This is a genomic window from Neolewinella marina (assembly GCF_002631205.1).
Classification (GTDB): Bacteria; Bacteroidota; Bacteroidia; order Chitinophagales; family Saprospiraceae; genus Neolewinella; species Neolewinella marina.
This window is the reverse complement of record NZ_PDLO01000004.1, coordinates 1-17,470: the sequence shown is the minus strand read 5'-3', so window position 1 is coordinate 17,470 and position 17,470 is coordinate 1. Positions and strand designations below refer to the sequence as shown.

Sequence of the window (17,470 nt, the reverse complement as noted above, 5' to 3'; positions counted from 1 at the left end):
GGGTTGAGGACATCCGTTCTCAACCCCTTTTCTTTACGGACTGGTTTTAAAGAATCCATAATTACCCGGCCGGCGGCAAACTTTCACCCAGGCCCGGAATTACATGAGGGCCAATTTCCCCAATATGAAGACCTTTCTCAGTACCGCGCTTGCCCTGATGGTCGCGGCGGCGGTAAACGGACAGACCTTTTCCGACGTGCTGCGGTACTCCTACTTCTCTCCCCAGGGATCGGCCCGCTTCGCCGCCACCGGTGGTGCCCTTACCCCCATGGGCGTCGACGCCACCACCCTCCACACCAATCCGGCGGGCATCGGCTGGAACCGCTACAACATGGCCCAGATCACCCCGGGCTTCTCCCTGACCAACACCCGGGCCGACCTGGCCAACAGCACCGAAGCAGCTACGGTAAGCGACGCCGCGGCCACCTTCACCCTCCCCAGCGTGGGACTCATCTTCGCCGGCCCCACCCGCTCGGTGAACTGGTCGACCCTTAACTTCGGCGTCAGCGTCACCCGGCTGGCCGACCTGAACCAGCAGCTCGCCTTCGCCGGCCGCACCCCGGGCAGCATCATCGAGGGCTTCGCGGAGGTCATCGACATCGGGGATTCCGATCCCTACGGCGCCGACCTGGCCCTGCCCTTCCTCATCGAGGACCCGGCGACGAACCGGGTGTACTCCGACTTCTACGACTTCGACAACCAGACCACCCGCGACGAGCCCATCCGCCGCAGTGGACTCTACGACCGCCGCGGCAGCATCAACGAGGCGGCCGTGGGCCTGGGCGGCAACTACCGCGACAAGGTGCTCTGGGGCTTCAGCCTGGGCATCCCCTTCTTCAGCTTCGACGAGGTGTACACCTACGAGGAAGTCGACGACCAGGACGTCATCCCTGCCTTCGAGAACGCCGAATTCGACCAGAACCTCAACAACAGCGGGACCGGCTTCAACCTGAAGTTCGGCCTCACTGCCCTGCCCACCGAAAAGCTCCGGATCAGCGCCGCGGTACATACCCCGACCTACTGGACCATCGACGAGCAGTTTTCCACCACCTTCGGCTACTTCTATACCGACAACGGCTCGGCGGAGGGGGGGCGGGAACTCAGCCCCCTCCTGTCCCAGGCCTACAATCTCCGTACCCCCTGGCGGTTTATGGCCGGGGTAGGGGCGCTGGTCGGGGAACGTGGCTTCGTCAGCGTCGACGCGGACTACACCGACTACACCAGCAACGAGATAAGCTTCGACGACTTCGCCACGGCCAACACCGTCTCGGACGCCGTCAACGCCGACGTGGACGCCATCCTCGGTTCCAGCATCGGACTCCGGGCCGGTGGGGAGCTGAACCTCGACCCCATCCTGGTGCGGGCCGGCGTCGGCTACCGCCAGGTTCCCTACGCCGAATACCTCAATAACGAGGACGAAGCCATCATGACCTACAGCGCCGGCGCGGGCTACAGCCTCGGCAAGTTCTTTGTCGACCTGGCCGCCCAGTATGAGTCCTACGCCAGCTTCCAGTCGCCCTACCAGACCCTCGTGGTGCCCGGGCAGACCATCCTGACCGACCGCTCCCGCGTATCGGTACTGCTTACGGTGGGCTTCCGCGGCTTCGGTACCGGCTTCTAGGTGGATTCACTAACCCAGATAGTCCTCGGCGCCGCCGTAGGAGAAGCCGCCCTGGGCCGCAAGGTGGGCAACCGGGCCATGCTCTGGGGGGGCATCGCCGGTACCCTGCCGGACCTCGACGTCTTCTCCCGCCTGGTCACCGACCCCATGAGTGCCCTGGCCTACCACCGGGCCTTTACCCACAGCCTGCCCTTCGCGCTATTGGCCGCCCCCATCATCGGCCTGGCCGTCCACCGCCTCTACGGGGGGCGAACGTGGCCGCGGCTGCCCACCCTTGCCATCTACCTGGGAGCCCTCTTTGCCCTCTGGCTGCTCCTGCTCACCGGCAGTTACCTGATGCCGGTGGAGGTATTCCACCTGCCCGCCGTGGCGGCGGTGGTGGCCCTGGTGTTCGCCGCGATATGCGGCACGGTGGCGGCCCGGGTGTACTGGCGCTACCGGGCCGGAGAGCGGGGCCCCAACGCTACCGTGGCCGGGTGGACCTGGCTTTTCTTCCTGACCATCGTCACCCACCCCCTGCTCGACTGCTTCACCGCCTACGGCACCCAGTTCCTGCAGCCGTTCACGGCCCTGCGGGTGGCCTGGAATACCATCTCCGTAGTCGATCCCCTCTACACCCTGCCGTTCCTGCTGCTGCTCATAGCGGCCGCCCGAAGTGGGCGGGGCACGCGGGTGCGGGGCCGGCTCAATACCGCCGGGCTGATGGTATCCTCGGCCTATCTCCTCCTCACGGTCGTCAACTACCTGAACGTGGAGACAGTGCTGGAGCACACCCTCCACCGCCACGGACTGACGGCGGAACGATCCATCCACAGTCCCAGCCTCGGCAACAACCTGCTGTGGTCGGCCACCGCCCAGGTGGGGCCGGACTCCTTCTATCTCGGGCAATACAGCCTCCTGGACGAACGCCGGGAATTTACCCCCTTTCAGGGCGTAGCGGGCCACCACGACCGCCTCGCCCCCTACGCCGCCGGTAACCGCGAACTGGAAATCCTGCAGTGGTTCACCCAGGGCTACTACGTGGTACTGCCCGCCGGCAACGGCACGGTAGCCCTCTGCGACCTGCGCTACGGCGCCCTCGGCAACGACCTGCTGGATCCCGCCTCCTACATCTTCAGCTGGCGCATCGACACCACTGCCCGGCCAGCCCGGGTAGTGGAAGCGGCCGAGGGCCCCCAAAGGGAACGGGAAGGCATGCTGCAGCGCATGTGGGAGCGGATGAAGGGCATCTGACCCCTGGATTTCCCCCCGAACCCGGCACCCGCGCGCGCCGACCAAACCGGACCTACCACTTCCACCAACGCAATCGATTTCAATTCTCCCCCGGGCAGGATATGGGAAACGGCGGCCGGCTTGCTATCTTACCCAGGATCATGCAAGACAACGAAATGAGTGAGGAGAGGAAATTGCGGAGCCAGGAGTGGTTCGGCGGCGATGACAAGATGGGCTTCGTCCACCGGTCGTGGATGCGTAACCAGGGTTATCCCGACGACTACTTCCGCGGCAAGCCGGTGATCGGCATCTGCAATACCTGGTCGGAGCTCACCCCCTGCAACGGCCACCTGCGGGAAGTAGCCGAGCGGGTGAAGCGCGGCGTCATCGAGGCCGGCGGCTTCCCCCTGGAGTTCCCGGTCATGTCGCTCGGCGAGACCATTATGCGACCCACCACCATGCTCTTCCGCAACCTGGCCAGTATGGACACCGAAGAATCGATCCGCGCCAACCCCCTGGACGGGGTAGTGCTCCTGACCGGCTGCGACAAGACCACCCCCTCCACCATCATGGGAGCCTGCAGCGTCGACCTGCCCACCATTGTGGTGCCCGGCGGCCCGATGCTGAACGGCCGCTTCCGCGGGGAAACCATCGGCTCGGGATCCTTCAACTGGCTCATCAAGGAAAAGCAGACGAATGAGGCTTTCGACGCCGACGACCTCCGCGAGGCCGAAATCTGCGCCGCCCGCAGCATCGGCCACTGCAATACGATGGGCACCGCTTCCACCATGGCCGTCATGAGCGAGGCCCTGGGCCTGACCCTGCCGGGCATCGCCTCCCTGCCGGCCGCCGACTCCCGCAAGCGGGTGATGCAACAGCTCTCCGGCCGCCGCATCGTCGAAATGGTGAAGGAGGACCTCACGATGTCCAAAATCCTCACCCGCCAGGCCTTCGAGAACGCCATCGTGACCAACGCCGCCGTGGGGGGATCCACCAACCTCATCATCCACCTGACGGCCATCGCCCGGCGCATCGGCGTCGACCTGCGGCTGGAAGACTTCGACCGCCTCGGCAGCGGGGTGCCCCTGCTGGTCAATCTCATGCCCTCGGGGAAATTCCTCATGGAGGAATTCTGCTATGCCGGCGGCCTGGGCGTGGTCATGAAGGAGCTCGGCGACCTCCTCCACGGCGGCGCCATCACCGCCAACGGACAAACCATCGCCGACAACTACCGCGACGCCAAGTGCTACCACCGCGAGGTGATCGCCACCCGCGAAGCCCCCCTGCAGCCCAGCGCGGGCATCGCCGTCCTCCGCGGCAACCTCTGCGAGAACGGGGCCGTGATCAAGCCCAGTGCCGCCACCCCGGCCCTGATGAAGCATACCGGCCGGGCGGTGGTCTTCGAGAGCATGGAAGACTACCACGCCCGCATCGACGATCCGGAGCTGGACATCGACGCCGACTGCGTCATCGTCCTGAAGGGCGTAGGGCCCCGCGGCTACCCCGGCATGCCCGAAGTGGGCAACGTCGACCTGCCCGAAAAGCTGATCCGCCAGGGCGTCAAGGATATGGTGCGCATCTCCGACGGGCGCATGAGTGGCACCGCCTACGGCACGGTAGTGCTGCACGTCTCCCCGGAATCCTCGGTGGGCGGCACCCTGGCCGTCGTCCGCAACGGCGACCGCATCACCCTCGACGTGGAGCAACGCCTGCTCCAGCTCGAGATCAGCGAGGAGGAACTGGCCCGGCGCAAAGCCGAATGGCGGGCCCCCGAACCCCGCGCCACGCGGGGCTACGTCCGCATCTACCTCGACCACGTGGAACAGGCAGAGCTGGGGGCCGACCTCGATATCCTGACCGGCAAGTCCGGCTCCACCGTCGACCGCGACCTGCACTAAGCCGCCATGCTGACCGTCCTCCTCCTCCTGCTCAGCGTCGCCGCCATCATCTTCCTCACCGCCCGGGCCGAGGTACACCCCTTCGTGGCCCTCATGCTGGTGGCCCTCGGCTACGGCCTGCTGGCCGGCATGCCCCTGGACGCCATCGTCGCTTCGGTCAATGAGGGCTTCGGCAACACCCTAGGCGGCATCGGCCTCATCATCATCCTGGGCGTCATCATCGGCACCTTCCTGGAGAATACGGGGGGCGCCTACGCCCTCGCCAACCGCGTGCTGAAGATCGCCGGCCGCGAACGGGTGCCCCTGGCCATGGGGCTCATTGGCTGGGTGGTCTCCATTCCGGTCTTTGCCGACAGCGGCTTCATGCTGCTGGCCCCCCTGAACCGCAGCCTGTCGAAGAAGGCGGGACTGTCGCTGGCCGGCACCGCCATCGCCCTGGCCATGGGACTGATGGCCGCCCACACCATGGTACCCCCCACGCCGGGACCGATCGCCGCAGCCTATTACCTGGAAGCCGACCTGGGCACGGTGCTGCTGCTGGGCATCCCCGTGAGCCTGGTGGCCCTCGGCGTCTGCCTGCTTTTCATCCAGCGGTTCGTGGCCACCATCTACATCGACCCGGCCCCCGAAGTGACGGAAGCGGAAGTGGAGGCCCGCCTGGCCACGGCACCGGGCGCCCTGCTTTCCTCGGTGCCCATCTTCGTGCCCATCGTGCTGATCGTCATTCGCTCGGTGCTGGTTTCCGTGGGGGGCTTCTCGGCGGAAGGCTACGGCGAGTTGCCGCTGCTGCCCCGACTGGTTTTCTTCCTCGGGGAGCCCTTCATCGCCCTCACCATCGGTTGCCTCCTGGCCTTGCTATTACCCCGGCGGCTGGAAAAGGAGATGTTCTCCACCACGGGCTGGATCGGGAAGGCCCTGACCGGGGCGGCCTCCATCCTGCTGATCACCGGGGCGGGGGGCGTATTCGGACAAATCCTCCGCAACTCCGGCATCGCCGACGTCCTCGGTGAGGCGCTGGCCGGCGTCAACCTGAATATCTGGCTGCCCTTCCTGCTCGCGGCGGCCATCAAGACGGCCCAGGGCTCCTCCACGGTGGCCCTCATCACGGCCGCCTCCATCATGGCGCCGATGATGGCCGAGCTCCACTTCACCACCTCCCTCGACCGGGCGCTGGTGGTGGTCGCCATCGGGGCGGGTTCGGCGGTGGTTTCCCACGCCAACGACAGCTTCTTCTGGGTGGTTACCCGGCTGTCCGGCATGGACGTCAAGATGGGCTACCGCATGATGTCGCTGGCCTCCCTGGTGCTGGGCGTTTCCGCGGCCACCACCCTTTTCCTGATCTACCTGGTGGTCGCCTAGGCAGTCCACCCCAACACGCGCAACCATGAAACTCTACAACACCACCTCGGGGCCGCTGCTGGAATCCGCGGGGCGCTTCTATACCGTCGCGGCCGACTGGGACGACTTCGTCAACGACGATAACCTCTTCCGCAGGGCGCAGGACATCATAGCCAGCGGCACGGAAGTCGGCGGCGGAGCGCAGGTGCCGGGAGACCTGCAAGTGCCCGCCGGGCGACAGGAGATCTGGGCCAGCGGCGTCACCTACTTCAACAGCAAGCTGGCCCGGCAGGAAGAGTCCGCGGTGGCCGGCGGCGGGGATTTCTACGAACGCGTCTACCACGCCGACCGGCCCGAGCTGTTCTTCAAGGCCACCCCGCAGCGGGCGGTGGCGTCCGGGGGACAAGTCCGCATCCGCAAGGACTCCACCTGGGACGTCCCCGAACCGGAGCTGACCTTACTCGTTACGGCAAGCGGGAAAATCGTGGGCTATACCATCGGCAACGACATGAGCTCCCGCAGCATCGAGGGGGAAAACCCCCTGTACCTGCCGCAGGCCAAGACCTTCGATGCCTGTGCCGGCCTGGGCCCCTGCGTCCTCCTCACCGAGGATCCGCTGCCGCCGGAGACGGAGATCCGCATGGAGGTCCTCCGCGGCGGCCGGGAAGTATTCCGTGGTCAGACCACCCTGAACAGCATGAAGCGCAAGCCGGAGGAACTGGTAGAATACCTCTTCCGGGAGTGCAGCTTCCCCTACGGTTGCCTGCTCATGACCGGGACGGGCATCGTGCCGGGACCGGAATTTACTCTGGCCAGCGGCGACGAGATCCGCATCACCATCCCACCCATCGGAACACTGATCAATACTGTACAATGACACTAACGGGCAAGAACTACATCGCCGGAACCGCCTCCGCCGAGGGGCAGGACACTTTTCGGGCCATCAATCCGGCCACCGGGGCTGAACTGGATACCCACTTCACCGACGCTACCGAAGGGGAGGTGAACCGGGCCGCCCAGGCGGCCGCCGAGGCTTTTGAAGTATACCGCCACACCACCCCCGCCCAACGCCACGACTACCTGACGGCCATCGCCGAGGAGATCATGGCCCTCGGCGATGCGCTTATCGACCGCTGCTGCGCCGAATCCGGCCTGCCCGCCGGGCGCATTACCGGGGAGCGCGGCCGCACCGTGAACCAACTGAAGCTGTTCGCCGCCGTAGCCGCCGAAGGCTCCTGGGTGGACGCCCGCATCGACCGCGCCCAGCCGGAACGCGAACCGGTCCCCAAGCCCGACGTACGCTCGATGCTCCGCCCCCTGGGACCGGTAGCCGTCTTCGGGGCGAGCAACTTCCCCCTGGCCTTCTCCGTGGCGGGCGGCGATACCGCTTCGGCCCTGGCGGCGGGCTGTCCCGTCGTGGCCAAAGCCCACCCCAGCCACCCCGGCACCTGTGAACTGATCGCCGGCGCCATTCACCGGGCCACCGAACGCTGCGGACTGCCCGCCGGGGTATTTTCCCTCCTCCAGGGGCACACCCACGACAGCGGCGGCTGGCTGGTGAACCACCCGGCCATCAAGGCCGTAGGCTTCACCGGTTCCTACGGCGGGGGCAAGGCCCTCTTCGACGCCGCCAACCGCCGGCCGGAGCCCATACCGGTCTACGCCGAGATGGGCAGCACCAACCCCGTGTTCCTCCTGCCCGGCGCGCTGAGCGAAAGCGGGGAAGAGATCGCCCGGGGGCTCACCCAGTCCGTAAACCTCGGTGTGGGGCAGTTCTGCACCACCCCCGGCTTGGTCTTCCTCCCCCCGGAAACCGACGCTTCCGCCTTTTCCGACGCCGTGGCCGAGCAATTTCGCGGCGTCGACGCCGCCGTGATGCTCAACGCCAGCATCCGGGATGCCTACGAGCGGGGCGTCCGGGAACTGGCGGCCGACGGGGAGCTGGAAGCCCTGGCCCAGGGGAAGACATCAGATGTTGGCTATACCGGCACGGCCCGGGTATTCACCACCACCGCCGAACGCTACCTGAGCAATACGCGCTTGCAGGAAGAAGTCTTCGGGCCGTCCACGGTGCTGGTCGCCCAAAGTGACCGCGAGCAACTCCTGGCCGGTGCCCGTGGCCTGCACGGCCATTTGACTGCCACCCTCTTCGGCACCGAAGCCGACCTGGAGGAGTACCGCGAGCTGGTGGAAATCCTGGAAGGCAAGGTCGGCCGCCTCATCGTCAACAACTTCCCTACGGGGGTGGAGGTCTGCCATTCCATGGTTCACGGCGGGCCCTTCCCCGCTACGACGGCCAGCGGTACCACCTCGGTGGGTACGCGGGCCATCCTTCGGTTTGCCCGCCCGGTGGCCTACCAGAACTTCCCCCAGTCGCTGCTGCCCCCCGCCCTGCAGGACGATAACCCCCTGGGCCTCCGCCGGATGGTGGACGGAGAATGGGTGGATGCCTGACGGGTACCGGCTTTTGGGGCGCCACCGGGCACCCGCTGGTCGAGCCAAAAAAGGTTGGAAATGGACTAGGCCGGCGTATGCACGACGCCGCCCCCGTTGGTCACTAGGGTGCCGACGGGCTCGCCGAACATGATCTTGCGCAGGTTGGCCGGCTCGTTGATGTCGAAAACGATGATGGGCAGGTTGTTCTCGGCGCAGAGGGCGAAGGCGGCCTGGTCCATCACGCGCAGGTTCTTGTTCAGTACCTCGCGGAAGGAGATGCGGTCGTACTTGGTAGCCGTCGGGTCCTTCTCGGGGTCGGCCGAGTAGATGCCGTCGACGCGGGTGCCCTTCAGGATGACGTCAGCGTCGATCTCGTTGGCCCGCAGGGCCGCAGCGCTGTCGGTGGTGAAGTAGGGGTTGCCGGTGCCGGCGCTGAAGATCACGACCCGTCCCTTCTCGAGGTGGCGGATGGCCCGCCGGCGGATGTAGGGCTCGGCGATCTGCTGCATCTCGATGGCCGAGATCAGGCGGGTGTACACCCCGTGGGTCTCCATCATGCTCTGCAGGGCCATGCCGTTGATCACGGTGGCCAGCATACCCATGTAGTCGCCCTGGGTGCGCTCGATGCCGGACTCCGCGGCGGAGAGGCCGCGGAAGATATTGCCGCCGCCGATGACCACCGCCACTTCCACGCCGATGTCGATCAACTCCTTGATCTGCTTGGTATAGTATTCCAACATGTTCGGATCGATGCCGTACTGCTGGTCCCCCATTAGGGTCTCACCGGACAGTTTGAGCATGATGCGGCGGTACTTCAAAGCCATATTCATAGGGATTAAGCTGCGCTGCGGCCTGCGGCGGTGCGCAAAGGTAATTAATCGGCGGTTGCCCGGGTGGAGAAGTCCGTGCGGCTTTCCCGGGCGCCGGGGCGCGGGTGCCGGGGCTAAAGCTTCCGTTCCAACTGGGGTACGAGCTCCTCCTTCCACTCCCGGAAACTGCCGTCGAGGATACGCTGGCGGGCCTCCCGGACCAGCGAAAGGTAGAAGGCCAGGTTGTGCAGGGTGGCCAGCTGGCCGGCCAGCAGTTCGTTGCAGCGGATGAGGTGGCAGAGGTAGGCCTTGCTGTGCAGCTGGGAAGTGGGGGCGGCCTCCGGGTGGTCGTCGATGGGGGAGTGGTCGTTCTTCCAGCGGGCGTTGCGGATGTTGATGATGCCCTGTCGGGTGTAGAGCATGCCGTGGCGGGCGTTGCGGCTGGGCAGCACGCAGTCGAACATGTCGACCCCCCGGCTGATGCACTCCAGGATATTGGCCGGGGTGCCGACGCCCATGAGGTAGCGGGGCTTGTCCTTCGGCAGGATGTCGCAGCACAGCTGGGTGATGCGGTACATATCCGGGATGGGCTCCCCTACGGAAAGGCCACCGATGGCGTTGCCGGGCTGGTTCTGGCTGGCGATGAATTCGCAGGACTGCCGCCGCAGGTCGTCGTAGCTGCCCCCCTGCACGATGGGGAAGAGGGCCTGGGAGTGGCCGTACCGCGGTTCGCTGTCGCGCATATAGGCCACGCAGCGCTCCAGCCAGCGGTGGGTGAGGTGCATGCTGTTCTCGGCGTACTTGCGGGTGGAAGGGTAGGGGGGGCATTCGTCGAAGGCCATGACGATGTCGGCCCCGATGGAGCGCTGGATGGCCAGGCTGCTTTCCGGGCTGAAGAGGTGCTTGCTGCCGTCGATGTGGCTGGCGAAGGTGGCTCCCTCCTCGGTGATCTTGCGGCGGTGGGCGAGGCTGAACACCTGGTAGCCGCCGCTGTCGGTGAGGATGGGCCCGTCCCACTGCATGAAGCGGTGGAGCCCGCCGGCGGCCTCGAGCACTTCGGTGCCGGGGCGCAGGTAGAGGTGGTAGGTGTTCCCGAGGATGATCTGGGCGCGGACCTGTTCCTTCAGTTCCCGCTGGTGGACGCCCTTGACGGTGCCCAGGGTGCCCACGGGCATGAAGATGGGGGTCTGGATGGTGCCGTGGTCGGTGGAAATCTGGCCGGCGCGTGCGTCGGTGGCCGGGTCGGTGTGCTGGAGGTCGAACTGCATCGGGGGCGAAGGTAAGGCTAGTGGTCGGACGACTTAAGTGGTCCGACGGGTTAGTGGTCGGACCACTTAAGTCGTCCGACCAATTAAACATGGACCACTAAGTCGTCCAACAAAAAATCCATGGACCACTAAGTCGTCCCCTCCAAAGTGGTCGGACGACTATAGTCGTCCGACCACTTACCTTCGCGCCATGAAATTTCTCATCGTCGGCCTCGGAAACCCCGGGCCCAAGTACGCAGACACCCGCCACAACGTCGGATTCCGCGTGGTGGAGCAACTCAGCGACGACTGGTCCCCTGGCACCCACGGCGATCTGGCGCGCATTACCCACCGCGGCAAGCAGATCGTCCTCCTCAAGCCCAATACCTACATGAACCTCAGCGGCAAGGCCGTGCGTTACTGGCTGCAGGCCGAGAAGATCCCGAAGGAAAACCTGCTGGTGGTGATGGACGACCTCCACCTGGATTTCGGCCGCCTGCGGATGCGCGGCAAGGGCAGCGACGCCGGCCACAACGGACTGAAGAGTATCGATCAGCTGACCGGCGGCAACAACTACGCCCGCCTGCGGATCGGCATCGGCAACGACTTCCACCCCGGGCAGCAGGCCGACTACGTGCTTAGCGATTGGTCGGCCGACGAGCGGATCGATCTACCCAAATTGCTCAAGGACGCCAGCGAGGCCTGCCTCAGCTTTTGCGCCCACGGCCTGGCCAATACGATGAGCGCCTACAACCGATAAACCGATTTGGGGAAACCGTGTTAGGCCGGTACACTATACCCCGCCTGCTTGAACCCACAAGTCACCATCGTCGGAGCCGGCTTCGCCGGCCTCTCCGCCGCCGCCCACCTCGGGAGCCGCGGGTACCGCGTCCGCATCCTGGAAAAGAACGCCGGCCTCGGCGGCCGCGCCCGGCAGTTCAGCGAGCAGGGCTTCACCTTCGACATGGGCCCCAGCTGGTACTGGATGCCCGAGGTATTCGAGCAGTTCTTCCAGAATTTCGGGCACTCGGCGGCCGACTACTACGAGCTCGTCCGCCTCGACCCCAGCTACGAGGTGGTTTTCGGCGCGGAGGACCGGGTAGAAGTACCCGCCACCACCGCTGAGCTGTTCGCCCTCTTCGAGCGCCTCGAACCGGGCAGCTCCGCCAACCTGCGGAAGTTCCTCGACGAAGCCGAATACAAGTACCGCGTAGGCATCAACGAGTTCGTGCAGAAACCGGGCCACAGCATCCTCGACTTCGCCGACCGGCGGGTCTTCCAGTCGGTCTTCCGGCTGCAGATGCTCACCGATATGGCCACCTACGTCCGCCGGTTGTTCAAACACCCCCAGCTCATCCAGCTACTGGAATTCCCCGTATTGTTCCTGGGCGCCACCCCCGCGAATACCCCGGCGCTCTATAGCCTGATGAACTACGCCGACCTGCAACTGGGCACCTGGTACCCCCTGGGGGGCATGCACCGCATCATCGAGGGCATGGCCGCCGTGGCCCGCGAGCAGGGCGCCGAGATCCTGACCAGCCAGCCGGTGGCCAGCGTGCAGACCACGGACGGCGAAGTACGGTCGGTGACTACGGCCGACGGCACGGTGTATCCCACCGATATCCTGCTGTGCGCCGCCGACTACCACCATTTCGAACAGGAGGTACTCGACCCGGCGGATCGGGTATATTCGGAAGACTACTGGCGCAACCGCACCATGGCCCCCTCCAGCCTGCTGTTCTACGTGGGCCTCGACCGCAAGGTGCCGGGCCTCCACCACCATACGCTGTTCTTCGACGCCGACTTCAACCGCCACGCCCACGACATCTACGAGGAGCCAAAGTGGCCGGAGGATCCGCTCTTTTACGTCTGCGCGCCGTCGGTCACCGATCCTGGGGTCGCTCCCCCGGGTTGTGAGAATATGTTTTTCCTCCTCCCGCTGGCCCCCGACCTCGACGACAACCCCGAACGGCGGGAACACTACTGGAACCTGATGTGCGACCGGCTGAGCCAGCGCATTGGCTTTGACATCCGCCCCCACGTGGTATACCGCCGCGGCTACGCCCACCGGGAGTTCCGGGAAGACTACAATGCCTACCGCGGCAACGCCTACGGGCTGGCCAACACCCTGCGGCAAACGGCTTTCCTGAAACCCAAGCTGAGAAGCCGTAAATTGAAGAACCTCTGGTACGCCGGTCAGCTGACCACCCCCGGCCCCGGCATGCCCCCCAGCATCATTTCCGGCGAAGTGGCCGCCCGCGATATTTTCAGTGCCCAACCTACCCATGCTTAGCCTTTACCAACAAGTCTGCCGGGAGTGCGCCTCCCTCGTCACCCGCCGCTACAGCACGAGCTTCAGTATGGGCATCCGCGTGTTCGACAAGCCCCTGCGCGCACCCATCTACGGCATCTATGGCTTCGTGCGTTTCGCCGACGAGATCGTGGATACCTTCCACCACAAGGACAAGCAGGAACTCTTCCGCCGCTTCCGCGAAGACACCTACCACGCCCTCGAACACGGCATCAGCCTGAACCCCATCCTGCAGGCCTTTCAGGAGGTGGCCCACCGCTACGGCATTGGCCGCGACCTGATCGATCCCTTCCTCGACAGCATGGAAATGGACCTCGACAACACCCGCTACAACCCGTCCTTATATGAGGAGTACATTTTCGGCTCGGCCGAGGTGGTGGGGCTGATGTGCCTGCGCGTCTTCGTCGACGGCGATGAGGAGGAGTACGAGCGCCTGAAATCACCGGCCCAGTCGCTCGGTTCCGCTTTCCAGAAGATCAATTTCCTGCGCGACATTCGTTCCGATTACCACGACCGCGGGCGGGTCTACTTCCCCGGCGTGGACTATGAGCGGTTCGACAACGACGTCAAGGCAACCATCGAGGCCGACATCAAGGCCGATTTCGACCACGCCTACACCGGCATCGTTCAGCTGCCGCCCAGCGCCCGCTTCGGCGTTTACCTAGCCTACGTGTACTACACGAAGCTCTTCCAGAAGATCCGTAACTCCCCCGCCCGCGAGGTGACCGAGCAGCGCATTCGCGTGGCCGACCACCGCAAGGTGTACCTGCTGGCCAGTTCCGCCGTCAGGCACCGCTTCAACCTGCTCTGACCGGGGGGCGGCGGCGCGCGGGTGCCTACTCCGCCACGGTGACGACCACCTTGCCGGTCGTTTCTCCACTCTGGAATTTGCGGATCGCGTCCGGTAACTGCCGGAAAGGGAAGGTATGGCCTACCCTGGGTTTACCGATGTCCAGCTTGTCCAGCTCCGCCAGGGTACGGTGCATGAGCTCAGCCCGCTCGTAGAGCCAGATCAGGTTGAAGCCCATGACCGACTTATTGCTTTCGGGCAACTTCTGGGGGTCGATTTTGGGCCGGGTAAGGAATTGCCAGAGCATGCGGGGGTAGTTGGGCCGGTTGCCGACCGACCCGTAGCGCGCCGAACCATAGACGACGTGCCGGCCCATGGGAGCCAGGGTCTTGAAGCCTACGGAAAAGATCTTCCCCCCGATGCATTCCATGATGAGGTTTAGTTCCCGGTGGCCAAGGGCCCGGTCGAGGTCCTGCTGAAAGCTGCGCTTGTCGCGGACGATCCAGTCGTGGTATCCTTCTTCCCGCAGGTAGTCGATTTTCTTGTCGCTGCCGATCGTCCCGATGGTGTAGGCGCCGAATTGCCGGGCAATGCGTCCGGCGAAGGTGCCCACACCCCCGGCCGCGGAATGAATCAGGACCGTCTGCCCGGACTGAATGTTCCCCAGGTGTACCAGACCATAATAGGCCGTCAGGGCCTGTACCAGATAGGAAGCCCCTTCCTCCAGCGTCCAGTCATCGGGCAGCGGCAGCACGTAGCGGTGGTCGATATTCAGCCGGGTGGTGTAGGCCCCGAAGCGGGTAACCCCCATGACCCGGTCGCCGACGGACACATTCTCTACTCCCGCCCCCGTCGCCGCTACCACGCCGGCATATTCCAGGCCGGGGGTGAAGATGCCTTCCGGAGTGGCACCGTACAGCCCCCAGATGGCGAAGATGTCGGCGAAGTTCAGTCCGATGGTCCGCACCGCCACCGTCACCTCCCCGGGGGCGGGGGGCGGCAGCTCTTCCTTGACGAGGTGAAGGTTACTCAGCGCTCCGGCTTTCAGGCGGTAGGATTGGCTTTGCATGGCGGTTGTGGGAATGAATGACGGTCTCATGAGGTCATGCACGGGGTCCGGCAAGCAGGAAGAGATCCAGTGAGGATTGTGAGGGCATGATATCGGATGAAGGCGGAATAAACTGGAAAGTACGCAACGAAGCGGCAGGCAGTAATCCCCGGCCCCGGGCGAGAGAACCATTTGCCGCCGCCCGCGTCTATACCATGACCAAACCGCCGCTTGATTGACCCCATTTGAAAAGTACCTGGCGGCCTTCCTCCTGTTCGCCTTCGCCTCGGGGGCACTGGCGCATACCCTGCCGGCCGTGTTGCCGGTGACGCGGTACACCACGGACGGACTGCTGCTGGTGATCAACGGACTTCTGTTATACAGCCTGTACCGCCGCCACGGCGATGGTCGCCTGTGGGGGTGGCTGGCCTTCGCCTACTGTTTCACCTTCGCGGCCGAAGCCGTGGGGGTGGCCACCGGGGCCATTTTCGGTGACTACGCCTACGGTCCGACCATGTGGTGGCAGTGGCTGGGGGTCCCCTTCGTCATCGCCCTGAACTGGTGCGCCCTCACCCTGGCCACCAACGACCTGGCGGAACGGATCATCGGCCCACGCCCCCTGGCCGCCGCGGCCCTGGCCAGTGTACTGATCGCGCTATACGACGTGGCCATCGAGCCGGTGGCCATCGCCCTGGATTACTGGCAGTGGGCCGGCGGCGAAATCCCCCTGCGGAACTACCTCATGTGGGCGGTGGTGGCCTTCCTGATCTCCCTGCCCCTGCAGTTGCTGGGTATTCGCTACCGGAGCCCGGTGCTGCTGGTCTACCTGCTGGCCCAGCTCTTCTTCTTCGTCGTCCTGAACCTGGCTTTATGAACGACTACGATATCGCGGTGGCGGGGGGCGGACTGGCGGGATTGAGCCTGCTGTACCACTTTGCCCGGGCCGGCAAACTCCGGGGCAAGCGCGTCCTGCTGGTCGATCCGGAGCGCAAATCGGTCCACGACCGCACCTGGTCGTACTGGGAACGGGGAGCGGGGCCCTTCGACGACATCGTAGCCCACCGCTGGGAGCGGGTAACCCTGGCCAATTCCACCGGCCACTGCACCTGCGATTTGCGCCCCTACGCCTACAAGCTGATTCGCAGCACCGACTTCTACGCGAAGGTCAATCCCGTGGTGGACGCCATCGAAGGACTCACCTACCTCCCGGCCCGGATATCCAGCGTAGAAAAAACGCCCACCGGTGCCCGGCTGATCGCCGACGGTAAGGAGTATAAGGCCGACCGGGTGTACAGCAGCCTGCCGCACCCCCTGGACTACCGGGAAGTCCGCCAGCCCTACCTCGACCAGCACTTCCGGGGGTGGTTCGTGGAAACCACGGAGCCCACCTTCGATCCCGACCGGCCCACCTTTATGGATTTCCGCACCCCCCAGGCCGGGGAAACCCGCTTCTTCTACGTCCTGCCGTTCAGCAAGACCCATGCCCTGGTGGAAGTAGCCATCTTCGGGAACCACCACCTGACCACGGAAGCGTACGACGCACTGCTGAGGGACTACATCGGTGAGCATTGGACACGCTCCGACTACCGCATCACCCACTCCGAAAGCGGCAACATCCCCATGACTACCTACCCCTTTCCGCGGCGGGACGGTAACCTTATATATATAGGACTCGGGGGGGGAGCCGCGCGGCCCTCTACCGGCTATACCTTTTACGGACTGCAGCGGCAACTGGCGCGTATGGCCGCCGCCTATCCGGAGCCCGCAACGGTAGCGCCCTGGCCCGCCCGCCACCTGCTGTACGACGCCACCCTGCTCCGCATCCTGGAGCGGAGCGCGGTGGCGGGGGAGGAGGTCTTCGTAGACCTGTTCCGTCGCAACCCCCCGGCGCGGGTGCTGGCCTTCCTGAACGGGGAAAGCAGCCTGTGGGAGGAGCTGCGGCTGATGTCGACCGTGCCCCTGGCCCCCTTTGCCCGCCATTTCCTGGGGGAAACCCTGGGAAACCGAGGCCGCTGAAAAAAGTACGGGGAAAAAGGAACCGTCATTCAACCCTCCTTGGGTACGTGCGTTTACAATCCTGCGCCCCAACACTGGTAACTCCTTACCGAATTGGCGCGCCCCCTCCTATACAGACAGATTCCGCTGAAAAGCGCTGGTGGCAACGGCCACGGTGCACGGAAATCGTCGCCCCGGAGGAAATTGAAAAACAAACTGCAATAAGCTTGCGGGTGTGAGAAGAGTCGTTGTACTTTTGCGCCCCCGCAAACGAGCGGTGACCGATCCACGCTACACCCTTCGGGGTCAGCGAACGGATCCACTCCTTGGACTAATGCCTGTTGACCGGCGCCCAGCGGCGGTTATTGGCTTTACGATGGAGCGGCATTTGGCCCTCAATCTTTCGGAAAGATTCTCTCCGAAAAGCTTGCAGGGGTGAAGGCGGTCATTGTACTTTTGCACCCCGCAAACGAGCGGCGCCCGATTCACCTGGCTTACGGGCCTGGACGAATCGCCTTCCATAGTTAACCGGCCCGGCCGGCAGCGCATGAGCTGCTACGGGGTGGGGCAGTAGCGGAAGAGTTTTGGTTCTCAATCTTTCGGAAAAGAAACTTTCCCAAAGGGTTGCAGGAACGGAAACGGACGGCGTACCTTTGCGGCCCCCGCGAATGAGCGGTGGCAAACTTGAGGAAACGGGCTGGAAAGAAAAAGTGAGAAACTTGCTTTTCAGCTTGCAGGAATCAAAAACTTGCTGTACTTTTGCAG

The 17,470-nt window shown here is 64.7% G+C and carries 15 protein-coding genes; 11 read left to right on the top strand and 4 right to left on the bottom strand.

Annotated elements, in window-relative coordinates:
- Positions 1 to 124 precede the first annotated feature (124 nt).
- The 6 genes from CGL56_RS10660 (at position 125) to CGL56_RS10635 (ending at position 8,523) form a co-directional block, all read left to right on the top strand.
- On the top strand, positions 125 to 1,621 hold the full coding sequence (locus CGL56_RS10660) for a hypothetical protein (protein ID WP_143470684.1): 1,497 nt from the start codon (positions 125 to 127) through the stop codon (positions 1,619 to 1,621).
- Positions 1,622 to 2,854: a metal-dependent hydrolase gene (locus tag CGL56_RS10655; protein WP_099106545.1), complete on the top strand. Its 1,233-nt coding sequence runs from the start codon at positions 1,622 to 1,624 to the stop codon at positions 2,852 to 2,854.
- Positions 2,855 to 3,009: 155 nt separating this feature from the next.
- Positions 3,010 to 4,731: an IlvD/Edd family dehydratase gene (locus tag CGL56_RS10650; protein WP_099106854.1), complete on the top strand. Its 1,722-nt coding sequence runs from the start codon at positions 3,010 to 3,012 to the stop codon at positions 4,729 to 4,731.
- 6 nt (positions 4,732 to 4,737) lie between these two features.
- Positions 4,738 to 6,090, top strand: coding sequence for a GntP family permease (locus tag CGL56_RS10645; RefSeq protein ID WP_099106544.1), 1,353 nt, complete (start codon positions 4,738 to 4,740; stop codon positions 6,088 to 6,090).
- A 25-nt stretch (positions 6,091 to 6,115) separates the two neighbouring features.
- Positions 6,116 to 6,946 carry a fumarylacetoacetate hydrolase family protein gene (locus tag CGL56_RS10640; protein WP_099106543.1) on the top strand — a complete coding sequence of 277 codons (831 nt, stop codon included), beginning with the start codon at positions 6,116 to 6,118 and terminating at the stop codon, positions 6,944 to 6,946.
- Positions 6,943 to 8,523 (top strand): aldehyde dehydrogenase (NADP(+)), encoded by a 1,581-nt coding sequence (locus tag CGL56_RS10635; protein ID WP_099106542.1) that lies wholly within the window; start codon positions 6,943 to 6,945, stop codon positions 8,521 to 8,523. Before CGL56_RS10640 ends, CGL56_RS10635 begins: the two co-directional genes overlap by 4 nt.
- A gap of 65 nt (positions 8,524 to 8,588) precedes the next feature.
- Here the strand turns inward: CGL56_RS10635 and pyrH are convergent, their stop codons facing one another.
- Positions 8,589 to 9,329 carry a UMP kinase gene (gene pyrH, locus CGL56_RS10630; protein ID WP_099106541.1) on the bottom strand — a complete coding sequence of 247 codons (741 nt, stop codon included), beginning with the start codon at positions 9,327 to 9,329 and terminating at the stop codon, positions 8,589 to 8,591.
- 119 nt (positions 9,330 to 9,448) lie between these two features.
- Positions 9,449 to 10,582, bottom strand: coding sequence for a tRNA guanosine(34) transglycosylase Tgt (gene tgt, locus CGL56_RS10625; protein ID WP_099106540.1), 1,134 nt, complete (start codon positions 10,580 to 10,582; stop codon positions 9,449 to 9,451).
- Positions 10,583 to 10,772: 190 nt separating this feature from the next.
- Here tgt and pth point away from each other — a divergent pair, with 190 nt between their 5' ends.
- The 3 genes from pth to CGL56_RS10610 are packed head-to-tail and all read left to right on the top strand — an operon-like array spanning position 10,773 to position 13,683.
- Positions 10,773 to 11,321: an aminoacyl-tRNA hydrolase gene (pth, locus tag CGL56_RS10620; protein WP_099106539.1), complete on the top strand. Its 549-nt coding sequence runs from the start codon at positions 10,773 to 10,775 to the stop codon at positions 11,319 to 11,321.
- A 48-nt stretch (positions 11,322 to 11,369) separates the two neighbouring features.
- Complete coding sequence (locus tag CGL56_RS10615) at positions 11,370 to 12,854, top strand: phytoene desaturase family protein (protein ID WP_099106538.1); 1,485 nt, start codon at positions 11,370 to 11,372, stop codon at positions 12,852 to 12,854.
- Entirely contained in the window at positions 12,847 to 13,683 is an 837-nt protein-coding gene (locus CGL56_RS10610; RefSeq protein ID WP_099106537.1) for a phytoene/squalene synthase family protein, read from the top strand. Before CGL56_RS10615 ends, CGL56_RS10610 begins: the two co-directional genes overlap by 8 nt.
- Positions 13,684 to 13,708: 25 nt before the next feature.
- On the opposite strand, the gene CGL56_RS10605 is transcribed toward CGL56_RS10610, so the two are convergent.
- Positions 13,709 to 14,731, bottom strand: coding sequence for a synaptic vesicle VAT-1 family membrane protein (locus CGL56_RS10605; RefSeq protein ID WP_099106536.1), 1,023 nt, complete (start codon positions 14,729 to 14,731; stop codon positions 13,709 to 13,711).
- Positions 14,732 to 14,945: 214 nt separating this feature from the next.
- Here CGL56_RS10605 and CGL56_RS10600 point away from each other — a divergent pair, with 214 nt between their 5' ends.
- The gene (locus tag CGL56_RS10600; RefSeq protein ID WP_099106535.1) at positions 14,946 to 15,584 is read left to right on the top strand and encodes a carotenoid biosynthesis protein; all 639 of its coding nucleotides are present in this window, start codon (positions 14,946 to 14,948) and stop codon (positions 15,582 to 15,584) included.
- Entirely contained in the window at positions 15,581 to 16,726 is a 1,146-nt protein-coding gene (locus CGL56_RS10595) for a lycopene cyclase family protein (RefSeq protein ID WP_099106534.1), read from the top strand. The genes CGL56_RS10600 and CGL56_RS10595 overlap by 4 nt, the downstream gene beginning before the upstream one ends.
- A gap of 424 nt (positions 16,727 to 17,150) precedes the next feature.
- Here the strand turns inward: CGL56_RS10595 and CGL56_RS18345 are convergent.
- Positions 17,151 to 17,470 (bottom strand): hypothetical protein (locus CGL56_RS18345; protein WP_222837668.1); only part of this gene is annotated, 320 nt, incomplete at its 5' end.